Raw genomic sequence first — 22124 nt, forward strand, 5'->3', positions numbered from 1 at the left:
TATCGAAAGGCCCGCTTGCATGACGCGCACCGACCGGCTGACAGCGATTCTGGACCTGCTCGCCAGAACCGGCCAGGTAGAAGTCGACGAGATCGTCAGCACCCTCAACGTTTCCCCTGCCACAGCCCGGCGCGACCTGGACAGCCTTGCCAAGCGCCGCCTGCTGACGCGGACGCGCGGCGGTGCCACCACCGGCGCCCTGGCGTATGACCTGCCCGGACGTTACAACCGCGACGACCATGCCGAAGCGAAGGAACAGATCGCGCAGTGCGCCGCGGCCCTCATCCGGCCGGGCGCCGTCATTGGTCTCTGCGGAGGCACCACCAGCACCGCGCTTGCACAGATCCTGGCCACCCGGGAGGACCTGAATGCACCCTCCAACCAGCCGACGCTCACGGTCGTAACGAACGCCATCAACATTGCGGGCCAGTTGGCGGTCCGGCCCAATATCAAGGTGATGGTGACAGGCGGCATCCTCAACCCGCGGTCGTATGAGCTCGTGGGCCCCTACACGGACATCATCATGCAGAAGGTGGTGCTGGACATCGCCTTCATCGGTGTCAACGGTATCGACCCGGAGGTGGGACCCACCAACACGGGGGAGGGCGAGGCCTCCGTCAATGCCCTGCTGGCTTCCCGCGCCCGGGTGTCCTACGTCCTGGCTGATTCCTCCAAAGTCGGAGTGCGGGCCTTTGCTACGATGGACGGGTACGACTTCACCCGCCTGATCACCGATTCCGGGATCTCTGCGCGCGACAAGGCAGCCTTTGAAGCCAACGGCACGGAAGTGATCGTGGCACCTGCCTGATACTCCCGGGAGGCTGGGGGGAGTTCCGTCAGGCAGGATCCAGAAACTGAAGGCAAGATGGGAACATGCTGGTTCCCTCACGCCGTCGACTGCGGCTCGAAGTCTGGATCGTCCTGGGACTGTCCCTGGGCCAGTCCGCTGTCTACTCCGTGGTGCAGCTGCTCGACAAGATGACCCGCGCCCCGCTGGCCGAGGGTACCTCCACCCTGAACCGCTCGCAGAGCACCCGCGAGTACTTCGATCTGACGTATCAGCTGCTCGACATCATCTTTGCGCTGGTGCCTGTGCTGCTGGTTCTCTATTTCCTCACCGACCAGCGCCAGGCTTCCGCCGGAGACGCACAGAACTCCGGCTCAGCATTTCGGAAGCTGGGATTCAACTTCGCCCGGCCCGGAAAGGACCTGCTGCAGGGTCTGGGGCTGGCCGCGCTGATCGGGATACCGTCCTTGGGGCTCTACGCGGCCGGCCGGGCGCTCGGCATCACCACCGCCATCATCCCCAGTGCCCTCGACGCGTACTGGTGGACCGTTCCTGTCCTGATCCTCTCGGCGATGCGCCACGCGGTGCTGGAGGAAGTCATTGTGGTGGGGTACCTGATGGACCGCTTCGGGAAGTTCGGCTGGAGCACGCCACTGGCCATCGCCGTGAGTTCCGTGCTGCGTGGCAGCTACCACCTTTACCAGGGCTTTGGTCCCTTCATTGGGAACGCCGTGATGGGGGTGGTCTTCGCCTGGCTCTACACCCGCACCAAGCGCGTCATGCCGCTGGTCATCGCCCACGCGCTGCTGGACATTGTGGCATTCGTCGGCTTTAGCCTCTTCGGTAAGGCCGTAGGGCTGGGCTAGCGCCGCCGCGGCCTGGCAGGGGGGGGCTTAGTGGCTACCTGCGCGGCACAAGTGTTGTGTACCCGCAATGCCCAACACCACCCACCTTCACATGCCCAGCAGCAGCTGCCAGTCCGCCTGCGGGTCAGCGGGCAGCTCGAAAGACTTTGCATGGAACTCATCCCACAGGGGATCAGCGGGGCAAAGCTCGCCGGGGTCCACCATGTTCTCACCTGGCGGTTCTTCGACAGGCGGATCAGGCCACAGCGGCATCGATGCGATGACCTGCTGCCAAGGGATATCTTCCGACAGATGCAACCCGCGCCACGTTGGCGCTGCAGCCAGTGGAACGGTGTCAGCAAGTTCTGGGGCGTCGCTGAGTCCAGGCGTGTCATTGGGTTGACCACTGTTGCCACGGCCAGCTGTGCGTTCGGGCGGACCTGACGCATCGGTGTGCCCCACGATTGCCTCCAGCGGCAGGATTCCCGGCGGCCAGTGGGTTGGTTCGGGGTCCTGGCGTTCGGGGTTGTAGTGGCGTCCGGTGGGTGAGGTCCAGCCGGGCGGGTCCTTGCTCGTGGCCGGGTCGGGTGTCCATTGGCTGTGGTGTTTGAGTCGGTGGTGTTTGGGGCAGAGCTGTGCGAGGTTGTTGACGTTGGTGGTGCCGCCGTGTTCCCACGCTTGTAGGTGGTCTGTTTCGTTGTCGGGGGTTTTGTTGGTGCAGCCGGGGAAGGTGCATGTGGTGTCGCGCATGCGGATCCAGTGTTTGATGGCCCCGGTGAGCCGGTAGTTTTTGCGGCCGATCTCCAAGGGTGCCCCGTCCCGGGGGTCGACGAGGACCCGGTAGAACGAGTCCGCCCCGTCGGCGACAAGTTTGCGTGCCATGGACGCCGGGATCGGCCCGAAACCATCCAGTACGCCGGGTTCATCGGTAAGGCCGAGGAGCGCGAACACCGGCACGGTGACCAGCACATCGGCCCGCGGAGCAGGAACCTTCCCCACCGCGGTCACACTGGCGGCACCGGTCCCGGTGGCTGTGGTGCCGGTGATCCGACCACCCGCCGCCTGGCCGGCGAGGAGGAGGCTGGCGGCGATGTCGGGACGGAGCTGGGTGAGGGTGCGGGGTTCATCGGGCCCCTGCAGTCCGCGGGCCGTGGCGGTGGTCCGGTTCCAGATCGCACACGCAGTATCGCCGGGGAGGTAGAGCGAGACCCAGGCCATGCCGTCCTTGTCAGGGGTGTATTCCATCCGCCGGTCAGCCACCCCCTTTGCATGGCGTTTCTCGATCGATTCGGGGTGGTGGCGTTCCCGCCAGCCCCGCATCTTGGCCCGGAACCGGGACGAAATGAGCTCACCCGGAGCGGCACCCCGTGAAGCATGGGGTGCGTCGGGGTCGAAGAAGTGTGCCACCAGAGACGCCGCACCAGTCCCATCGAGGCTCTCGGTTTCGTCCGCGACAATCCGGGCGTGCTGCCACGACATCGCGCCCGCAGCCAGTGCCTCGAACGCCAGCGGCAGGAAACAAATCCGGCGGGACTGCTCCACCAACGCCCCCGCTGCCGCGGAGCTGATGGTCAGGACACCGGCGATCTCCTCCACCACGGACATTTGCGCGTAAGTGCGGTCCTGCACCGAGGCGTCAGGTGACGTCATCGCCTCCTGCAGTTCAACGGCTCGGGCAGCCTGCCGGGACTTTAGCGCGGCGACCCGAGCTTCCAGCCGGGCTATCAGCTCCAAGCCTTCAAGGCACAGCTCATACCGCCGCTGCAACACATCCACACCGGCACCCCCGGCGGTCGATGCAGCATCTTCAAGGCTCTGGTCCTCAAGAGTGAGCGCATCCAGGGCAGCAACAGAGGCGCGAACACCCTCCAAAACCACCCCAACACCATCGCTGATTCCCATATGCACATCATCCAACGAGGCACTGACAGTAATGATGGAATTGGCTCGTGCTGCGGTGTGACTCTGGGTTCTGACTGACGCCCTCTCGAAGGGTTTGTCTTGTGAATGATCTGCCCACCGTGGCACGAGCTGCAGGAAACGCGGCGGCCAGGTGGACATGACCTAATAGGAGCCTGTTCGAATAAGTCCCCATTACTGTCTTGTCTGCCCACCCGGCCGGCGTGCCCCGATTCGTCCCAACCGCACGCAACGGAAAGGCCAGGGCAGTTTCATCATGGCAAAGCACTCTCTGACAGTCATCGCCGGGATCGACACCCACTCCGACACGCACCACGTCGCTGTTATCAGCGACACCGGCGAGCACCTCGCGGACAAGGAATTCCTCGCTGTCGGGTCCGGTTACCGGAAGATCGTCGAATTCATCACCTCGTTCGGCACCGTCCTGGCCATTGGGGTCGAGGGCACCGGCACCTATGGTGCCGAGCTGACCCGGGTCCTGACCGGCGAAGGATTGCAGGTCCTGGAGGTCATGCGGCCTAACCGGCAGTACCGGCGCCTCCACGGCAAATCGGACCCATTGGACGCCTACCAGGCAGCCGAAGCCGCCCTGGCGGGCTCTGGGACATCGCTGCCGAAAGCGCGTAACGGTGCCGTTGAGGCCATGCGTGTAGTGCGTGCCGAGAGATCCACCGCGATGCGGGCCAGGGTAGCTGTCATCACCCAGATCAAAAGCATCCTTGTCTCCGCCCCAGACACCTTGCGCGCCCGCTACCGGGGCATGACCGGCACGGCGATAATCGCCGCGCTGGAAAAATCACGGCCCTGGCGGGGATCTGAACGATCCGTTGAACACCACCGCGATCGTGCTCAAACGCCTCGCCCGCCGCTACCGCGCGCTGGACCAGGAACTGGCACTGATCGACACCGAACTCGATGCGCTCGTCACCGCCCAGGCGCCCATGCTCCGGGACCTGCGCGGGGTCGGAACCGACACCGCCAGCCAGCTACTGGTCACCGTTGGAGACAACCCCGAAAGAATTACCACCGAGGCGAAGTTCGCAGCCCTCGTCGGCGTCGCGCCGATCCCGGCCTCGTCAGGGAAGACTACCCGCCACCGCCTTAGTCGCAGCGGAGACCGGCAGGCCAACAAAGCGATCCACCACATCGCACTCGTTCGCATGAGCTGTGACGCGCGCACTAAAACCTACGTCAGCAAACGCCGGCAGGAAGGCAAAACCAGCAAAGAAATCATCCGCTGCCTCAAACGCTACATCGCCCGCGAGATCTACGATCAACTGCTCCACCCGCACCCCGCGCCCGCAGCCGGGGAACTCCGGGCCCTACGCACAGCCAAGAACATCACCCTCCAGAGAGCCGCCGACACCCTTCACATCTGGCCCTCAACACTGTCCAGATTCGAGCGCGGACTCACCTGCGACGACCACTTCTTCCAACGCTACTCAGACTGGCTCCACACCAATTGACAGCTATAGGAGCATCATTCAAAGTGTGCGCGGTTCACGCTGGCGCCCTGGTAACGGCGCAGGGGGCACCTTTTTAAGTGAATTCGGCCGCCATTGGGTGGTGACGCCGTTGTCACCACCCAATGGCGGCCGAAGTTTGCCCGGGCACACGCCGGGGACCTCCCCGAAATGGTCCGGGGAGGAACGGGGGAGGGTCAGATGGTGACAGCTCCGTTGGCGGTCTCAAACGTGACCGAGAGGATGCCTGGGGTACCGTGCGGGGCCACCCACTCCACCGCAACGTCCTCAAGCGGCTTCTCCACGGGCTCGCCCAGCCACTCGGTAACGCGCGAGGCGGAACCGGCGATGGTCAGGCAGCTCATTTTGAGGTTGCTCTCGTACGCGTGGGACGGGTGGAGAGAGGGATCGCCCTCCCACTTGAGCATGTACGGCACCTGGGGATCGGCGATGAGGCCCAGGATGCCAATCTGCTTCCAGACCAGCTCGCGGCCGTCCGGGAACTTGCGGTTGCCGTTCACGGCGGCGCGGCCCAGGCGTTCCTCGAAGGGGGCGAGGTCGTCCACTTCGACGCACCAGCCCATCCAGCCGCCACCGGCAGCGGAGCGGGCACGTACGGCCTGGCCGAACGGTGCCTTGTCCGACGCCGGGTGGTCCAGGACCTCGACGACTTCGAGGTACTTGTGGCCGGCCAGGGGGATGATCATATTCCGGGTTCCGAAGCGGGGGTGGACGCCACCCTTCACTGCCTCAACGCCGAGGGCAGTTGCAATACGTTCGGTAGTGGCCGCGAGGCCATCGTGTTCACAGGCGTAAGAGACGTGATCCATGCGCATGCGAACATCTTGGCACTTTGTGATCGGGCTCTCAGCTAAGGATACCCTTACTGGCATTTCGCGTGGTCTTGCCCCTGTGCAAATGCCCCGGGGCAAGACCATGTTCGTCACAATGCTGTCCACGGCAACCGTCAGGTTCCTAGACTGGGCCCAGGTCATGAGTGCCAGCGCCAAGCCCCGGCTCGCTGGCCGGCAACCCTCCATCCGCGGTGGGGTGCCCCGGGTGAAGACCTGGCTCTCCGGCAACAGCCGGGAGCAAGCGCGGCCCGCACTGCTGGTGAGCATGCCGGGCCCATGTCAAAGGAGATTTGGATGTCCAACGGTTGGTCTTTTGAAACCCGCCAGATCCATGCTGGCCAGGAGGCGGACAGCGCAACAGGGGCCCGCGCCCTGCCTATCTACCAGACCACGTCATTTGTGTTCCCGAGCGCCGAAAGCGCGGCCAACCGCTTCGCCCTGGCCGAACTTGCACCCATCTATACGCGCATCGGCAATCCCACCCAGGATGCCGTCGAGCAACGGATCGCCAGCCTTGAAGGCGGCCTGGCGGCATTGCTGCTGAGTTCGGGGCAGGCTGCGGAGACCTTTGCAGTGCTGAACATCGCTGAGGCAGGCGACCATATCGTGGCCAGCCCCAGCCTTTACGGCGGAACCTACAACCTGTTCGCCCACACCTTGAAGAAGTTCGGCATCTCGGTGACCTTCGTGGCTGATCCTGACAACCTGGACCAGTGGCGCGACGCCGTGCAGCCCAACACCAAGCTTTTCTTCGGTGAAGTGGTGTCCAACCCGCGCCAGGACGTCCTGGATATTGAAGGCATCTCCGAAGTGGCCCACCAGGCCGGCGTGCCCCTCATCGTGGACAACACCCTTTCCACCCCATACCTGATCCGCCCCTTGGAATGGGGCGCGGACATCGTGCTCCACTCGGCCACCAAGTACCTGGGCGGCCACGGCTCGGCCATCGCCGGCGTCATCGTCGATTCCGGCAGGTTCGATTTCGGCAAGGACCCGGAACGGTTCCCCGGCTTCAACACCCCGGACCCCACCTATAACGGCCTGGTCTATGCACGCGACCTTGGCGAAGGCGGCGCGCTCGGCGCCAACCTCTCCTACATCCTCAAGGCCCGGGTGCAGTTGCTGCGCGACCTCGGCTCGGCTGTCTCGCCCTTCAATGCGTTCCTGATTTCCCAGGGCCTGGAGACGTTGAGCCTGCGGGTGGAGCGCCACGTTGCGAACGCCACGGAAGTGGCGCGCTGGCTCGAGGCAAGGGACGACGTCGAATCCGTCGCCTACGCGGGGCTGCCGTCCAGCCCGTGGTACGAGCGAGGCCGCAAGTACGGGCCCAAGGGAACGGGCGCCGTCGTCGCCTTCAACCTGGCCGGCGGCGCGGAAGCCGGCAAGCGCTTTGTCGACGCCCTGGAGCTGCACTCGCACGTGGCCAACATCGGCGACGTGCGCTCCCTGGTCATCCATCCGGCGTCGACCACGCACAGCCAGCTCTCACCGGAGCAGCAGGTTGTGGCCGGGGTGCACCCCGGCCTGGTCCGGCTTTCCGTTGGGTTGGAGCACATCGACGACATCCTGGCTGACCTGGAAGCAGGCTTCCGGGCCGCCAAGGGCACCGAAGGGGCTTAAGGAACGACGCCGGCCCCCATGAGAGAGATGCCGGCCCGCCAGTAAGGAGGCCGGCAGGGGGCGCAGCAAGCCGGGAAGTCACAACCAGTCATACTCTTGGCCAGGAGCGGGGGGTGTTTCGTACACTCGAACCAGGTCATGAGTGCCAGTGACAGCCCCGGCTTGCTGGCCGGCAACCCTCCATCCGCGGTGGGGTGCCCCGGGTGAGGACCTGGCCTGCCGGTCAGACGACGGCAGGCAAGCGCGTAGAAGAGGTCTTGCCATGACGGTTACCGTCGCCCGAACCACCATCCCTGAACATGGAATCGTCCGTTACGCCTCCATTGGGGGTCTGGAACTCGAAGCCGGGGGATACCTCCCGGATGTGACCCTGGCCTACGAAACCTGGGGGACGCTCAACGCGGACGCCAGCAATGCCATCCTGATCGAGCACGCTCTGACCGGCAGTACCCATGTGACCCGCGGCGACACCGACGAAGAGGGCTGGTGGGAGCAGCTGGCCGGCCCCGGAGCTCCCGTGGACACGGACCGCTTCTTCGTGGTGTCCATCAACATCGTGGGCGGCTGCTACGGATCCACCGGCCCGTCCTCGCCCGCGCCGGACGGTAAACCCTGGGGCTCCCGGTTTCCCCTGGTCACGCTGCGCGACAGCACCGTTGCCGAAGCCCGGCTCGCGGACCAGCTGGGCATCAAGGACTGGTTCGCAGTCCTCGGCGGATCCATGGGCGGCGCACGGGCCCTGGAATGGGCCGTGACGTACCCGGAACGGGTGCAGCGCTGCGCCGTGATCTCCGTGGGAGCCGCCAGTACTGCCGAGCAGATTGCCTTCGCGCAGGCGCAGACCCTGGCCATCCGGCAGGATCCCCACTTCAACGGCGGAGACTACTACGGCGGTCCGTGTCCGGAGGAGGGGCTGGCCCTCGCCCGCCGGATCGCCCACATCACCTACCGGTCCGCCGCGGAGCTGGAAGGCCGCTTCGGCCGGGAGCCCCAGGCGCCGGAGTCGCCCCTGCAGGGGGAAGTGTTGGCCTCCCGGGGCCGCTACCAGGTGGAAAGCTACCTGGACCACCAGGGCAACAAGCTGGTGAAGCGCTTCGATGCCAACAGCTATATCGCCCTGACCGAGGCGCTGATGAGCCACGATGTCTGCCGGGGACGGGGAACCCTGGCCGAAACCCTGGCCGCCTCCACGGCGCGGTTCTTCGTGGCCGCCGTCGACTCCGACCGGCTCTATTTCCCGGCGCAGTCCCACGAACTGGCCCGGGCCCTGCCCGGGGACGTGGATGTCCATGTCATCCAGGCGCCGATTGGGCACGACGGATTCCTGACCGAAATCGGGCAGCTGGGCGGCCAGCTCCGGAGCAGCTTCCTGGTCTAAACCCCCGGCGAACAGCCGGCAATGTGCATTCCTGCAGATGCCTTCTGCACTCATCGGCGTTGAGGTTGCCCCGCGGGCAGACCATACTCATCGAATCCGGCTTTCGTGGTGTGCATCACATCCGTCTGCCATTGACTGGTCCCCGTGGTGTCGACGACGACGCCGAAGGAGTTCGCATGAGTACGGAAAGCTCCGCCGCAAGGCGTACAGAGGAAACCGACGTCAAGGCCTCAGGCCTGAAGAAAGTGGTGACGGCGTCCATGGCCGGCACGGTCGTGGAGTGGTACGAGTTCTTCCTCTACGCATCGGCCGCCACGCTGGTGTTCGGGAAGGCCTTCTTTCCCAACGCCGGCACCGAACTGGACGGCATCATCGCCGCCTTCCTTACCTATGCCGTCGGTTTCGTTGCCCGTCCCATCGGCGGCATCGTCTTTGGCCACTTCGGAGATAAGTTCGGCCGGAAGCAGCTCCTGCAGCTGAGCATCATCCTGGTGGGGGTCTCGACCTTCCTCATGGGCTGCCTGCCCACTTTCGGGCAGATCGGCTACTGGGCGCCCACGCTGCTGGTCTTCCTCCGGTTCGCCCAGGGCTTTGCCGTGGGCGGGGAGTGGGGCGGCGCGGTACTCCTCGTCGCCGAGCACAGCCCCAGCAAGTCCCGCGGCTTCTGGGCCAGCTGGCCGCAGTCGGCGGTGCCGCTGGGCAACCTGCTCGCCACGGCCGTGCTGTTCGTCCTCTCCTCCACACTGACGCAGGACGCGTTCCTGGGCTGGGGCTGGCGCGTGGCGTTCTGGCTGTCCGCCGTCATCGTCATCATCGGTTACTACATCCGCACCAAGGTCAACGACGCCCCCATCTTCCTGGAGGCCCGCAAGGAAGTGGACGCCGGCCACAAGGGCTACGGCGTAGCCGAGGTGTTCCGGCGGTACCCCCGCGGCGTCTTCACCGCCATGGGCCTGCGCTTCGCGGAGAACATCCTCTACTACCTGGTGGTCACGTTCTCCATCACGTACCTGAAGACCGTGGTGCAGGCCGACACCACGCGGATCCTCCTCCTGCTGCTTGTTGCCCACGCCGTCCACTTCTCGGTGGTCCCCGTGGTCGGTAAGCTGTCGGACCGGTTCGGCCGCAAGCCCGTGTACATGGCCGGCGCCGTCATGGGTGCCACCTGGGGCTTCTTCGCCTTCCCCATGATGGACACCAAGAACGACTTCGTCATCCTGGCGGCCATCATGATCGGGCTGGTTTTCCACGCTTTCATGTATGCCGGGCAGCCGGCCATCATGGCGGAAATGTTCCCGACCCGGATGCGGTATTCCGGCGTCTCGCTCGGCTACCAGGTGACGTCCATCGTGGCGGGTTCCCTGGCACCGATCATCGCTGCCTCGCTCCTGGGCACCTACAAGTCCTCTGTACCGGTAGCGGTGTACCTGCTCATCGCGTGTGCCATTACCGCCGTCGCGGTCTTCTTCCTGAAGGAAACCCGGGGCATCTCGCTGCACGATGTTGACGCCGCCGACGCCAAGGGCACGGCAGACCTGCTCGCGGCCAGCAGGAAGTAGGCCCATGAAAGCCGCCGTCCTCTACTCCACCGTTCCCGCCCCGGCCGCAGCCGGGGGAAAGCAAAGCTACGCCGAGTCCCGGCCGCTGCTGGTGCAGGAGCTGGAACAGCCGGAGCCGCGAGCCGGTGAGCTCGGAGTTTCCATCACCTACTCGAGCCTGTGCCATTCGGACCTTTCCGTGGTGGACGGTTCCCGGGTCCGGCCGCTACCCATGGCCCTGGGACACGAGGCCGTGGGGCGGGTGGTGTCCGTGGGGGACGGCGTGGCCGACGTGTCCGTGGGCGACCATGTGGTTCTGGTGTTCGTGCCCAGCTGCGGCCAGTGCCGCTCCTGCCTGGCCGGCCGGCCGGCGCTTTGCCACCGGGCAGCTGAGGTGAACGGATCCGGTGACCTGCTCCATGGTCCGGCACTGTTGCGGACGCCGGCGGGGGAGCGGATCAACCACCACCTGGGCGTTTCCGCCTTCGCTGATTACGCGGTGGTTGCGCGGGAATCAGTGGTGGTGATTGACGACGACGTCCCGGACACCGTCGCGGCGATGTTTGGTTGCGCCGTGCTCACCGGAATGGGAGCAGTGTTCAACACCGCCGCAGTTGGCACCGGCCAGTCCGTGGCAGTGTTCGGCCTGGGCGCCGTGGGCCTGTCGGCCGTGATGGCGGCCCGCCTGGCAGGGGCCGCCAGCGTCATCGCCATCGACCCCAACCAGGGGAAGCACCAACTGGCCCGCGACGCCGGGGCCACCGCGGTGGGGACGCCGGAGGACGCGGGGCGGCTGATTGAGGAAGCAGCCGGCGACGGCGTCGACGTCGCCATCGAAGCGGTGGGCTCGGCCGCTGTGATCGCGTCCTGCCTGGCGCAGGTCACCAGGGGTGGCGCGGTGGTCTCGGTGGGCCTGCCCCACCCCTCTGCAGAGTTGACGGTACCGGCCCTGCAGTTCGCCGGGGCCGGCAAGCGGCTGCTGGGCTCCTACATGGGTGACGCCGTTCCCGCGCGGGACATCCCCAAGTACCTGGCGTACTGGCGGGAAGGGAAGCTGCCGGTCGAGCTGCTGCACACCGACACCCGGCCACTCAGCGAGATCAACGAGGGCCTGGACGCGCTCGCAGCGGGGCAGGTAGTGCGGCGGCTCTTCCGGGCCTGAACTGTCAGGCCTGACCCGCCGCACCTAACCCGCCGTCACCGCTGCTGGCCGGCTCACCCGGCCAGCAGCACCGAGCGCTCCTTCACCTCGTCCTTCAGGGCAGCGATCACTGCCTGCACGCGGGCCGAGCGGAGCGACTCCGGCCTTGCAACGGCCCAGATGGGCAGCTGGCGCTCGAAGTCCCCGGCAAGGACCGGGACGAAGTCGTCACGGTCCGCCACCATGAAGTTGGGCAGCAGTCCAATGCCGGCGCCCTGGCGCACCGCTTCGACCTGGGCGAACACGCTGGTGGCCTGGAAGCTCGTCCTGGGCGTCGGAAGCTGCGATGACCACCGGGGCCCAAGCTCCGCCACCTGGAGTGCAGACTCCACGTAAGAGACGAACGCATGCTGCCCCACGTCGTCGAGCGTTTCCGGCAGCCCGTGCCGCGCGGCATAGCCGTGGCTGGCGTAGAGGCGCAGGTAGTAGTTACTCAGGAAGATGGTCTGCGCTGTGCTGACGTCGGCCCGGCCCACCACGATTTCAAGGTCCACGCCTGACCGGTTCTGGCTGACTTTCCGGGTGGCGCTCAGCATTTCGACGTTCAGCTGCGGGTTCTGCTGCTGGAGCCGCACCAGCGACGGGGTGACGAACACGGCTCCCACTCCGTCGGTGGTGGCGACGCGCACCAAACCGGCCAGGGTGCTCTGGTCCTGGCTGATCAGGCCCGAGAGGGAGCCAATCGTGTCCTCGATTGTTTCCGCCGCCGCGACAGCGGCTGCGCCGAGCTGCGTCAACTCCCAGCCGTGCGGGCTGCGTTCCAGGGTCCGGCCGCCCAGTTGTTTGTCCAGGGCCAGGATGCGGCGGGAAATAGTGGTGTGGGTGGTGCCCAGGGTTTCGGCCACTGCGTTGAACCGGCCCAGGCGCGCCACGGTCAGCAGGATGAGGAGGTCGTCGGGGCTGGGCAACCGTCTCGAGTCCACGCGTGACCTTCCTTGTGTGTGCATCAATGCACAGAGCGTCTGTGTTTTTTCCCCTTGATTGCACTCTAGCAGGGTGTGATCGTAGACACAGGCATGCCGGCAGATGCCGGAATGGAAGCAAAGGAGCTTACGCATGGCAGTTATCGGATGGATCGGCCTGGGCAACATGGGCGGCCACATGTCGGTGAACCTGGCCAATGCCGGGCACGATGTGCGCGGCTTCGACCTCAACCCCGCGGCACTGGCAGCCGCTGAGGCAGGCGGTGTCAAACGGGCAGCGAGCATCGCTGAAGCAGTGGACGGTGCGGACGCCGTCTTCACCATGCTGCCCAAGGGCGAACACGCCCGTGCCGTCTACCTCGGGGACGACGGCGTGCTGGCGCACGCGGATACCCGGACGCTGCTCATCGACTCCTCCACCATTGACATTGCCTCCGCGCAGGAACTGCACGACGCCGCTGCTGCCGCCGGCTTCCGCTTCGTGGACGCCCCGGTGTCCGGCGGAATGAGCGGCGCGGAAGCGGGGACCCTGACCTTCATGGTGGGCGGCGAAGAGGGTGCCGTCAAAGACGCCTCGGGCTACATCGGGCCCATGTCCGGAAACATCATTCCCACGGGTGGCCCCACCACTGGCCAGGCGGCCAAGATCTGCAACAACCTGATGCTCTTCATCAACCTTGCCTCCACGGCGGAGGGTGCTGTCCTGGCTGACCGGCTGGGCCTGGACAAGCAGGTCTTCTGGAACATCGCCTCGGTCTCCTCGGGGGACTCATGGGCGCTGCGGACCTGGTACCCGGTCCCCGGCGTGGTGCCCACGGCGGCCTCGAACAACGACTTCGCACCCACCTTCACCACCGAGCTTGCCAACAAGGACATCGGCCTGGCCATCAGCGCCGCCGAGGACACCGGCACGCCCCTGGAAATCGGCAAGCACGTCCAGCAGCTGTTCCAGCGGCTCATTGATGCCGGTGATGCGGGCAAGGACTGCTCCATGATCATCAAGCTCGTGGACGGCTCGCTCCAGCCAGCCGACCAGGCACCGTCCAACTAACCACGCCGCCGGCACCGCAGGAAAAGAGACTCCCTTGGAAACCATCCCGCACTACATCAACGGCGCGCGCGTCACCGATGCCGACCGCTTTGGCCCGGTCTTCAACCCCGCCACAGGCCAGCAGGAAAAGCAGGTGGCCCTCGCCTCCACAGCCCGGACGGAGGAGGCCATCGCGGCAGCCCGCGCCGCGCTGCCGGAATGGCGCGCAACCAGCCTGGCGAAGCGGACCACCATTTTCTTCAAGGTCCGCGAGATCCTCACCCAGCGAAAGTCCGAGCTCGCGGCGATCCTCACCAGCGAGCACGGCAAGGTCCTCTCCGACGCCGAAGGTGAAATTGCCCGCGGCCTGGAAAACATCGACTTCGCCACCGGCCTGTCCCACATGCTTAAAGGCGAACGCTCGGAGCAGGTCTCCAGCGGCATCGACGTCCACTCCGTCCGCCAGCCGGTGGGCGTGGTGGCGTGCATTACCCCGTTCAACTTCCCGGCCATGGTGCCGCTGTGGATGATCGGCAGCGCCCTGGCGTGCGGCAACACCGTGCTGTTGAAGCCCAGCGAGAAAGACCCGTCGGCCGCCGTCTTCATCGCCGAAGCCTTCGCCGAGGCGGGGCTGCCGGCCGGTGTCCTGAACGTGGTCCAGGGGGACAAGGAAGCCGTGGACGTCCTGCTGGAGCACCCTGACGTGAAGGCTGTCAGCTTCGTCGGCTCCACGCCGGTAGCCCAGTCGATCTACAAACGTGCGGCCGAGCACAGCAAGCGGGTGCAGGCCCTGGGCGGCGCAAAGAACCACATGGTGGTGCTTCCCGACGCCGACCTGGACATGGCCGCCGACGCTGCGGTTTCCGCCGCGTACGGTTCCGCCGGCGAACGCTGCATGGCCGTCAGCGTCCTGGTGGCCGTCGGAAACATTGCCGACGACCTGGTCAAGGCGATCTCCAGCCGCATGGCAGACCTGAAGATCGGTGCGGGCACCGACCCGGCGTCCCAGATGGGTCCCCTGATCACCGCGGAGCACCGCGACCGGGTGGCATCCTATGTTTCCGGAGCCGAAGGCGAAGGAGCCACCGTGGTGGTGGACGGCCGCTCCCAGCAGTTCGACTCCGATGGGTTCTTCATCGGCGTCAGCCTGGTGGACCACGTCAAGCCGGGCATGAAGGTGTACGACGACGAGATCTTCGGCCCGGTCCTGTCCGTGGTCCGCGTGGACACCTACAGCGATGCGGTGCAGCTGGTCAATGACAACCAGTTCGGCAACGGCACGGCCATCTTCACCCGCGACGGCGGGGCGGCGCGGCAGTTCGAGTTCGACGTCGAGGCAGGCATGGTGGGCGTCAACGTCCCCATCCCGGTCCCGGTGGGTACGTTCTCGTTCGGCGGCTGGAAGAACTCACTGTTCGGCGACACCCATATGTACGGTCCCGACAGCATCCGGTTCTACACCCGCGGCAAGGTAGTCACCACCCGCTGGCCGGACCCGTCCACCTCGGTGATCGACCTTGGCTTCCCGCAGGTGGACTAGCCAGGTGCAGTGAGCGCGACGATTAAGCAACAGCAGGCCGGGGACCGGCATTCGGTCCCCGGCCTGCTGTGTGCAGGTGTGGCTAGCCGTTCATGATGTCGCCGCGGCGCTTCATGTACTCCTCCATGGACAGCTCACCGTTGCTGTACTGCTGGTCCAGCTCTGCGAGCTTCCGGGCCCGGTACCCCTGGGGAGCTGCCGGCGGCGGGGGCGTGGCCGGCCCGGAGGACGGCTCGTGTCCCTGGTAAGGCGGTTGCTGCTGCTGTAACGGGGGGTCCTGCCCGAAGTCCTGCGACCCAGCGCCGTAACGGGGGTCCGCCATGGGCGGCTGTCCGTACTGGTAGGGCGGCAGCTGCTGGCCGCCAAAGGGACCCTGCGGCTGGCCGGGCTGGCGGAAGCCGCCGGAGAAGTAATCCTGCTGGGTATAGCCGTCACGCGGCTGGTTGCTCTGCGGCCCGGAGGAGCCGGGGAACTGGCCGTAGCCTGGGAACTGGTTCGAACCCGGGAACTGGTTCGGGCCGGGGAACTGTCCGGGCAGGCCCTGGTCCCGGTCCCGCCGCGCCATGGAGCGCCGGTATGCCCGCATGGCCATGGGGACAACGAAGGACAGGATGATGATCCAGATAAACAAGCTGCTCACGGTGCCGCGCCTCTCGAGTGTTGTCCTTCCAGCGTAACCCCGGCAGCCTTACCGGCGGCTGGGTTCGGAGGTTCCCAGCGGACCCTCGCCGGAGCCCAACGGAACGCCCGGGCCAAAGACGGGACCCGGCGTCGGACGTTTTGCCGTGATGCCGTCGCCGGAGGACTGGTGGCGCAGGCGGCGCAGCACCCACGGCACGAAATACTCGCGCGCCCACACGAAGTCCCCGCTGCGTGCCTCGCGCCAGGTCCGCGGCGGCAGCGGCTTGGGCTGCAGTGGTTCCAGGGAATGTTCCACGTTCAGGGCGTCCAGCACCATGGCGGCAATGGTGTGGTGGCCCAGGGGGGAGAAGTGCAGGCGGTCCTGGTCCCACATCTGCGGGTCGCTCAACTGCCGCAGGGACCACATGTCGGCGATGACCGCGTCATGCCGGGCTGCCACCGTCCGCAGGTTTTCGTTGTAGATGGCCACCTTGCTGCGGATCCTGCCCAGCACCGATGACCCCGTGTCCGGCCCGTTGAACAGGACCACCGTGGCGCCGCCCATGGACAGGATCTGGACCACGGAATCGAGTTTCTCGGCCAGCAAGTCCGGGTCCCCGCCGGGGCGGATGAGGTCGTTCCCGCCGGCGGACAGGGTGACCAGGTCAGGCTTCAGTTCAAGGGCAGGGGCCAGCTGCTGGTCCACGATCTGCTGCAGCAGCCTGCCGCGGACGGCGAGGTTGGCGTAGGCGAAGTCCGGCTGGGTGCGGCCGAGTTCCTCCGCGACGCGGTCGGCCCAGCCGCGGTGGCCGCCGGGGCTTGAAGGTTCGGGGTCGCCGATGCCCTCGGTGAAGGAATCGCCCATCGCCACATACCGGGTCCAGGGATGGGAACCGGCGGGCGAAGGAGTAGTCGAAAAGGCACTTGCATCAGTCACGGTCCTATCCTGCCTTCCGCTCCGCTGCCTACGCGAACGTAGGTTGTTACTTTCCGGTAACTGTAAGAATGGAAACCATGACTGACGCCGAAGTATTTCCTGCCCCCGTTGTCCTGTGGTCCCATCCGGAAGACCAGCGCGCCGGCAAGCCGCTGCTGGTGCTGCTCCACGGCTACGGAGCCAATGAGCAGGACCTGCTCAGCCTGGCCGACATGCTGCCCGGGGACTTCGCCGTCGCGTCGCTGCGGGCGCCCATCGCCATGGGCCCCGGCTTCACCTGGTTCCCGCTGACGGCCTCGATCGAGTACTCGCTGGAACGGGTCAAGATGGCGTCCGCGTACGTGCTGGAGTGGATCGACAGCATCCGCGACGGCCACCCTTCGGTGAGTCTGCTCGGCTTTTCCATGGGCATGGCCATGGCCACCACGCTCCTGCGCCAGCGGCCCACGGACTTCGCCGCCGTCGTCGGACTCTCAGGGTTCGTGGTGGACGCCGCCGGGGACCCCAGCTTCAAGGACGGCGAGCTGGGCGGCACCGTGCCCATGTTCTGGGGACGGGACCAGCAGGACCCGGTGATCACCCAGGACAAGATCGAGTTCACCATGGGGTGGGTGCGCAGGCACGTCAAGCTCACCAAGGTCCTCTACACGGGCATGTGGCACGGCATTAACCAGCAGGAAATCGGGCACGTGGGGGAATTCCTCACGCATGAGGTGCTGAAGAAATAGGACGGACGACGGCGGCGCGGCAGCCGCGCGGCTAGTCGGCCGTGGGTGCCACGACCCGCACGGTCTGGCCATTGACGGCGACAGTGTCCCCGTTGTGGAGCTGCCGGCCCCGGCGGTCATCGATCTCGCCGTTGACCTTGACCAGCCCATTTTTGATGAGCTCCGCCGCCTCCACCCCGTCCTCAACGAGGTTGGCCAGCTTCAGCAGCTGGCCCAGCCTGATCATGGTGTCGCGGATGGGGACGTCCTCAATGGGGTTGCTCATAGAGCAATAATGCCTGAACTAAGGTGGATTCAATGACCTCCCCTTCCCGCCTGCCGGCACTTGCAGGCCTGCCCCTGGCCGTGGGTTCCGGCCTGGCCATCCCCGTCCAGGGCCGCATCAATGGTGCCCTGGGGGCACGCCTGGACGACGGAATCGCTGCGGCGGCCGTGAGTTTCAGCACAGGCCTGCTGGTCATGCTCACCATTTCCCTGGTGCTGCCACGGGGCCGGGCCGGCCTGGCCGCCATCATCCCGGCGGTCCGCAGCCGCGCGTTTCCCCGCATCTACGTGGTGGCCGGCGCCATTGGAGCACTGTTCGTCTTTGCCCAGTCCTTCACCATAGGCATCCTCGGCGTGGCGCTGTTCACCGTGGCCACAGTTACCGGACAGACCGTCAGCGGCCTCCTGGTGGACCGGTTGGGCATAGGCCCGGCCGGAAAGAAGTCGGTCACCGCCATCCGCATCATCGGCTGCATCCTGACCATCGCCGCCGTGGCTTGGGCGGTCTCTCCAAGGTTCAGCAGCGCGGGTTCCGGGGACGGGGCGGCCGGGTTGCTGGTTCCCCTCCTGCTGCCGGTGGCGGCGGGATTCCTCATGAGCTTCCAGCAGGCCATGAACGGTACCGCCACCCTCCACTACGGCACCCCCATTGCCGCCACCCTGGTGAACTTTGTGGCCGGCTGCGTTGTGCTGTGGATTGCGTTCGCTGTGAAGCTGGCCGTGGCCGGCCCTGCGAACCCGCTGCCGGGGGAGTGGTGGTACTACCTGGGCGGGCCCATGGGCTGCGTCTTCATTGGGCTGGGCGCCCTGCTGGTCCGCAGCCTGGGCGTACTGGTCACCGGCCTGGGCATGATCGCCGGCCAACTGCTCGGCTCCCTGGCCCTGGACCTTGCCCTGCCGGCCCCGGGAACCGTCGTAGCGCCGGCCACGGTCCTGGGAACCCTGCTCACCCTCGGCGCCATCATCCTGGCCACACTGCCCTGGCCCCGGGGCGCGCTGCGCAGGCAGCGGCCGGTACGCTAGGACACAAGCTTTTCCACGATCTTCCTTCATCCGCCCCGACCCGTTGCCGCTGTGCCGCAGGCACATGGCAGCCGGGGCCTGACAACCCGCGGACCGCACCCAGCGGCCCTGTAGAAATTGGAGTTACCCATGGCAGCAAAATCCGTCCTCGACCAGGTCATTTCCCTCTCCAAGCGGAGGGGCTTCGTGTTCCAGGCCGGTGAGATCTACGGCGGTTCGCGCTCTGCCTGGGACTACGGGCCCCTCGGAGCCGAACTCAAGGAAAACATCAAGCGCCAGTGGTGGCAGTCCGTGGTCCGCGGCCGCGAGGACGTGGTGGGCCTGGACTCCTCGGTGATCCTGCCCCGCCAGGTATGGGAAGCCTCCGGCCACGTCGAAGTCTTCTCCGATCCGCTGGTGGAATGCCTCTCCTGCCACAAGCGCTACCGGGCAGACCACCTCGAGGAAGAATACGAGGAAAAGAAAGGCCGGCCCGCCGAGAACGGCCTGAAGGACATCGCCTGCGCCAACTGCGGCACCCGCGGCCAGTGGACCGAGCCGCAGGAGTTCTCCGGCCTGCTCAAGACCTACCTGGGACCGGTGGCCAGCGAGGAAGGCCTGCACTACCTGCGGCCCGAAACCGCGCAGGGCATCTTCGTGAACTTCAACAACGTCCTCACCACCTCGCGGAAGAAGCCGCCGTTCGGCATCGGCCAGATCGGCAAGTCCTTCCGCAACGAGATCACGCCCGGAAACTTCATCTTCCGCACCCGCGAGTTCGAGCAGATGGAAATGGAATTCTTCGTCGAACCCGGCACGGACGAAGAGTGGCACCAGTACTGGATGAAGGAGCGCATGGCCTGGTACACCGGCCTGGGCATCCGCGAGGAGAACCTGCGCTTCTTTGAGCACCCCAAAGAGAAGCTCAGCCACTACTCCAAGGGCACCACGGACATCGAGTACCGGTTCGGCTTCCAGGGCTCCGAGTGGGGCGAGCTGGAAGGCATCGCCAACCGCACCGACTTTGACCTGTCCACGCACGCCAAAGCCTCCGGGACGGACCTGAGCTACTTCAACCAGGCCACCAACGAGCGCTACACCCCGTACGTGATCGAACCCGCGGCCGGCCTGACCCGTTCCTTCATGGCGTTCCTGGTGGACGCCTACACCGAGGACGAAGCCCCCAACGCCAAGGGCGGCGTGGATGTCCGCACCGTCCTGAAGCTGGACCCGCGCCTGGCCCCGGTCAAGGCCGCCGTGCTGCCGCTGAGCCGCAACGAGGCCCTGTCCCCGAAAGCCAAGGACCTCGGCGCCCAGTTGCGGAAGAACTGGAACATCGACTTCGACGACGCCGGTGCAATCGGCCGCCGCTACCGCCGCCAGGACGAGATCGGCACCCCGTTCTGCATCACGGTGGACTTCGACACCCTCGAGGACCAGGCCGTCACCATCCGCGAGCGGGACACCATGAGCCAGGAACGCGTCTCCCTGGACAAGGTGGAAGGCTACCTGGCGGCACGGCTGATCGGCGCCTGAGCGTGGCCATCGAATACCGCGAATGGCGGGACGGCGACGACCTCGCGCTGCTGGAGATCTGGGGCGGCCCCGAGACCGCCCAGGCCCGCCAGTTCCGTGGCGCCCTGGCCGTGTCCTCCAACGGAGGGAACGGCACGCCATGGCGCCGCTGCATCGTGGCCGAGGACGTGGTTGACGGCGTCGGCATCCCGGTCGCAGCCGGTGTCGTCTATGAAGCGTCCCTGCACCCGGAACGCCTCTGGACCTACATCGAAGTCGCCAGGGACCACCGCGGCAACGGGATCGGCGCCACCCTCCTGGCCATGCTGCGCCGCGAAGCCGAACACGCGCCGTCGGGCGTTTCCAAGCTCCGTGCCAAGGTGGAACCGGGCACTCCCGGGGCCGCGTTCGCCGAGGCTGCCGGGCTGGCGCCCATCCAGCGTTCCCGGCTGGTCGTCGTGGAGCCTGGAGCCCTCCGGCTGCCCGTCTTCCCGGACAAGGACCACGGCGGCCGCCCGGTTGACGGTGAAAACGCCGGTTCCGATATCGTCATGGACCTGGCCACCGGTTCGGTGGAGCTGACCGATGTGGTGGGCCGGTACTACACCTCCATCCACGGCTGGGACTCACCCGGTGTGCTGTCCGTGGGCCAGGTGCAGAAGCTTTTCCTGGATGAGCTCACGGGAGCCCACGGCGCCATCGTGCTGCGGGCCCAGCCGGAATCGGCGTTCGGCCAGGGCGTGGCACCCAGCAAGAAGGGCCGCATCCGGGCGTTCGCCGTCAGCTATGCAGCCCCTGCCGGCCCTGACGACGCACCGCAAGCGGAAACGGGCGCCGGGCCGGACAGTCCCACGGACGTATTCGTTGGGCACGAGCCGTCGCTTGATGCCGACGACGCGGCCGAGGCTGTCCGGGACATGCTCGCCCTGATCGCCTACCAGCACCCCGTCATGCTGGAACTGGACGATTCGATGACCGCGCTGCGCGCCGCCGTCGAGCCCCTCCTGGCAGGCGGCAAGGCCCGCCTGGCGGGTGCCGAAACCCTGGTGGTTTCCGACTAGGCGTCGCCCGTCCGGTGATTTGCGCCGCGTGCCGTTCCCGGACGGCGCGTGGCGCTGCCGTTTAAGCCGCCTACCTGCTGCGGGGCGCTCGACGGCGGCCCGCCGCGGCGTCGGCAGCGTCCAGCAGTTGCCGCTCGGCATCCGTGGGCGCGCCACCACCCAGCCGCGCCGGCATCCACCAGGCTCCGGGCTCCGGCCGGAGTGGAAAGCCGGCGATGCAGCGGTCGATTCCCGCCTGCAGGGTGCTGCGCAAAGCTTCGGTTGCCGCCTCAACGTCAACGCCGGCCGCATATACCAGCGGCGCGTCCACCTGGATCCGGACGGGCGCCCGCCAGCTGCGCCGGAGGGAAAAGCCGTGCCCCCGGGTCAGGATGCGGTGGGCGCCCCAGATGGACACCGGAATGACGGGAACACCGGCCTCCGCCGCCATCCGGACAGCCCCCGTACGGCATTCACGGACCGTGAAGCTCCTGCTGACCCCCGCCTCGGGAAACACTGCCAGGTATTCTCCCTCGCGCAGCCTGGCAACCGCGGCCGCGTAAGCGTCTGCACGGCCCGTATAGCCCACCACCACATGGCCGCTGGCGCTGATGGCCGGGCCGGCCAGCCAGTGGTCCGCTGCGCCCTGGTGCACCAGGAACCGCAACTGGGCGCGTGCATGGCGCCACAGGAGCAGTTCCAGCACGGCAAAATCGACGTACCCGAAGTGTGTCACGGCAAAAACGGCCCCTTCTCCGCGGACCGCCTGCCGGGATGGCCCCTTCCGCCGCCCGGGACTGGGCAGGTGCTCCACTCCCGTGGCATGCAGGTCCAGCTGCAGGGCCCAGCGGAGGAACTGGCCCGTGCGGACGATCAGCCGGTAGAAGCGGTCGTTGGGCGGCGGACGCCACGTCACGG

At 66.5% G+C, this 22124-nt stretch carries 20 protein-coding genes, 1 pseudogene and 2 riboswitches; of the genes and pseudogenes, 14 read left to right on the forward strand and 7 right to left on the reverse strand.

Going from position 1 to position 22124, the window contains the following annotated elements; all coding sequences use genetic code 11:
• The first annotated feature begins 19 nt into the window (after positions 1–19).
• Both ACZ9J7_RS13860 and ACZ9J7_RS13865 read left to right on the forward strand, forming a co-directional pair.
• Positions 20–808: a DeoR/GlpR family DNA-binding transcription regulator gene (locus ACZ9J7_RS13860; protein ID WP_476210187.1), complete on the forward strand. Its 789-nt coding sequence runs from the start codon at positions 20–22 to the stop codon at positions 806–808.
• A 65-nt stretch (positions 809–873) separates the two neighbouring features.
• Positions 874–1653, forward strand: coding sequence for a CPBP family intramembrane glutamic endopeptidase (locus tag ACZ9J7_RS13865; protein ID WP_476210189.1), 780 nt, complete (start codon positions 874–876; stop codon positions 1651–1653).
• Positions 1654–1740: 87 nt separating this feature from the next.
• On the opposite strand, the gene ACZ9J7_RS13870 is transcribed toward ACZ9J7_RS13865, so the two are convergent.
• Positions 1741–3534, reverse strand: a complete 1794-nt coding sequence (locus ACZ9J7_RS13870; protein WP_476210191.1) for an HNH endonuclease signature motif containing protein — start codon at positions 3532–3534, stop codon at positions 1741–1743.
• A 274-nt stretch (positions 3535–3808) separates the two neighbouring features.
• Between ACZ9J7_RS13870 and ACZ9J7_RS13875 the strand changes: the two are divergent.
• A pseudogene (locus ACZ9J7_RS13875) lies at positions 3809–4216 on the forward strand (IS110 family transposase); the annotation flags it as partial.
• A 181-nt stretch (positions 4217–4397) separates the two neighbouring features.
• Positions 4398–5018, forward strand: coding sequence for a transposase (locus ACZ9J7_RS13880; protein ID WP_476210193.1), 621 nt, complete (start codon positions 4398–4400; stop codon positions 5016–5018).
• A gap of 194 nt (positions 5019–5212) precedes the next feature.
• On the opposite strand, the gene ACZ9J7_RS13885 is transcribed toward ACZ9J7_RS13880, so the two are convergent.
• Positions 5213–5851, reverse strand: coding sequence for a VOC family protein (locus ACZ9J7_RS13885; protein ID WP_141161063.1), 639 nt, complete (start codon positions 5849–5851; stop codon positions 5213–5215).
• A gap of 153 nt (positions 5852–6004) precedes the next feature.
• A riboswitch (SAM riboswitch) is annotated at positions 6005–6119 on the forward strand.
• Positions 6120–6163: 44 nt separating this feature from the next.
• On the opposite strand from ACZ9J7_RS13885, the gene ACZ9J7_RS13890 reads away from it, so the two are divergent.
• The 4 genes from ACZ9J7_RS13890 (at position 6164) to ACZ9J7_RS13905 (ending at position 11567) form a co-directional block, all read left to right on the forward strand.
• Positions 6164–7489, forward strand: coding sequence for a bifunctional o-acetylhomoserine/o-acetylserine sulfhydrylase (locus tag ACZ9J7_RS13890; RefSeq protein WP_476210194.1), 1326 nt, complete (start codon positions 6164–6166; stop codon positions 7487–7489).
• A 134-nt stretch (positions 7490–7623) separates the two neighbouring features.
• Positions 7624–7739: riboswitch (SAM riboswitch) on the forward strand.
• 12 nt (positions 7740–7751) lie between these two features.
• Positions 7752–8867 carry a homoserine O-acetyltransferase MetX gene (metX, locus tag ACZ9J7_RS13895; protein WP_476210196.1) on the forward strand — a complete coding sequence of 372 codons (1116 nt, stop codon included), beginning with the start codon at positions 7752–7754 and terminating at the stop codon, positions 8865–8867.
• A gap of 176 nt (positions 8868–9043) precedes the next feature.
• A complete protein-coding gene (locus tag ACZ9J7_RS13900) occupies positions 9044–10426 on the forward strand; it encodes an MFS transporter (RefSeq protein WP_476210198.1) in 1383 nt (460 codons plus the stop codon).
• A 4-nt stretch (positions 10427–10430) separates the two neighbouring features.
• Positions 10431–11567: a zinc-binding dehydrogenase gene (locus ACZ9J7_RS13905; protein ID WP_476210200.1), complete on the forward strand. Its 1137-nt coding sequence runs from the start codon at positions 10431–10433 to the stop codon at positions 11565–11567.
• 53 nt (positions 11568–11620) lie between these two features.
• Here the strand turns inward: ACZ9J7_RS13905 and ACZ9J7_RS13910 are convergent, their stop codons facing one another.
• Entirely contained in the window at positions 11621–12553 is a 933-nt protein-coding gene (locus ACZ9J7_RS13910) for a LysR family transcriptional regulator (protein WP_476210201.1), read from the reverse strand.
• Positions 12554–12662: 109 nt separating this feature from the next.
• Here ACZ9J7_RS13910 and mmsB point away from each other — a divergent pair, with 109 nt between their 5' ends.
• Together mmsB and ACZ9J7_RS13920 are read left to right on the forward strand one after the other, a co-directional pair.
• A complete protein-coding gene (mmsB, locus tag ACZ9J7_RS13915) occupies positions 12663–13580 on the forward strand; it encodes a 3-hydroxyisobutyrate dehydrogenase (protein WP_476210203.1) in 918 nt (305 codons plus the stop codon).
• Positions 13581–13614: 34 nt separating this feature from the next.
• On the forward strand, positions 13615–15099 hold the full coding sequence (locus tag ACZ9J7_RS13920) for a CoA-acylating methylmalonate-semialdehyde dehydrogenase (protein WP_476210204.1): 1485 nt from the start codon (positions 13615–13617) through the stop codon (positions 15097–15099).
• 82 nt (positions 15100–15181) lie between these two features.
• Here the strand turns inward: ACZ9J7_RS13920 and ACZ9J7_RS13925 are convergent, their stop codons facing one another.
• Both ACZ9J7_RS13925 and ACZ9J7_RS13930 read right to left on the reverse strand, forming a co-directional pair.
• Entirely contained in the window at positions 15182–15739 is a 558-nt protein-coding gene (locus tag ACZ9J7_RS13925) for a hypothetical protein (protein ID WP_476210206.1), read from the reverse strand.
• A 48-nt stretch (positions 15740–15787) separates the two neighbouring features.
• Positions 15788–16585 (reverse strand): SGNH/GDSL hydrolase family protein, encoded by a 798-nt coding sequence (locus ACZ9J7_RS13930; RefSeq protein ID WP_476211858.1) that lies wholly within the window; start codon positions 16583–16585, stop codon positions 15788–15790.
• Between the two features lie 149 nt (positions 16586–16734).
• On the opposite strand from ACZ9J7_RS13930, the gene ACZ9J7_RS13935 reads away from it, so the two are divergent.
• Complete coding sequence (locus ACZ9J7_RS13935) at positions 16735–17385, forward strand: alpha/beta hydrolase (RefSeq protein ID WP_476210208.1); 651 nt, start codon at positions 16735–16737, stop codon at positions 17383–17385.
• 31 nt (positions 17386–17416) lie between these two features.
• On the opposite strand, the gene ACZ9J7_RS13940 is transcribed toward ACZ9J7_RS13935, so the two are convergent.
• Positions 17417–17650 carry an RNA-binding S4 domain-containing protein gene (locus ACZ9J7_RS13940; protein WP_141161052.1) on the reverse strand — a complete coding sequence of 78 codons (234 nt, stop codon included), beginning with the start codon at positions 17648–17650 and terminating at the stop codon, positions 17417–17419.
• A gap of 32 nt (positions 17651–17682) precedes the next feature.
• Between ACZ9J7_RS13940 and ACZ9J7_RS13945 the strand changes: the two genes are divergently transcribed.
• The 3 genes from ACZ9J7_RS13945 to ACZ9J7_RS13955 all read left to right on the forward strand — a co-directional run bounded on the left by ACZ9J7_RS13945 (position 17683) and on the right by ACZ9J7_RS13955 (position 21227).
• Positions 17683–18672, forward strand: a complete 990-nt coding sequence (locus ACZ9J7_RS13945) for a DMT family transporter (protein WP_476210209.1) — start codon at positions 17683–17685, stop codon at positions 18670–18672.
• A 129-nt stretch (positions 18673–18801) separates the two neighbouring features.
• Positions 18802–20187 (forward strand): glycine--tRNA ligase, encoded by a 1386-nt coding sequence (locus ACZ9J7_RS13950; RefSeq protein WP_476210211.1) that lies wholly within the window; start codon positions 18802–18804, stop codon positions 20185–20187.
• 2 nt (positions 20188–20189) lie between these two features.
• Positions 20190–21227 (forward strand): GNAT family N-acetyltransferase, encoded by a 1038-nt coding sequence (locus ACZ9J7_RS13955; RefSeq protein WP_476210213.1) that lies wholly within the window; start codon positions 20190–20192, stop codon positions 21225–21227.
• Between the two features lie 70 nt (positions 21228–21297).
• Here ACZ9J7_RS13955 and ACZ9J7_RS13960 read toward each other — a convergent pair whose 3' ends face one another.
• Positions 21298–22122 carry a lysophospholipid acyltransferase family protein gene (locus tag ACZ9J7_RS13960; protein ID WP_476210215.1) on the reverse strand — a complete coding sequence of 275 codons (825 nt, stop codon included), beginning with the start codon at positions 22120–22122 and terminating at the stop codon, positions 21298–21300.
• Positions 22123–22124: the final 2 nt, after the last annotated feature.

This window comes from Pseudarthrobacter sp. TE9888, assembly GCF_056279345.1.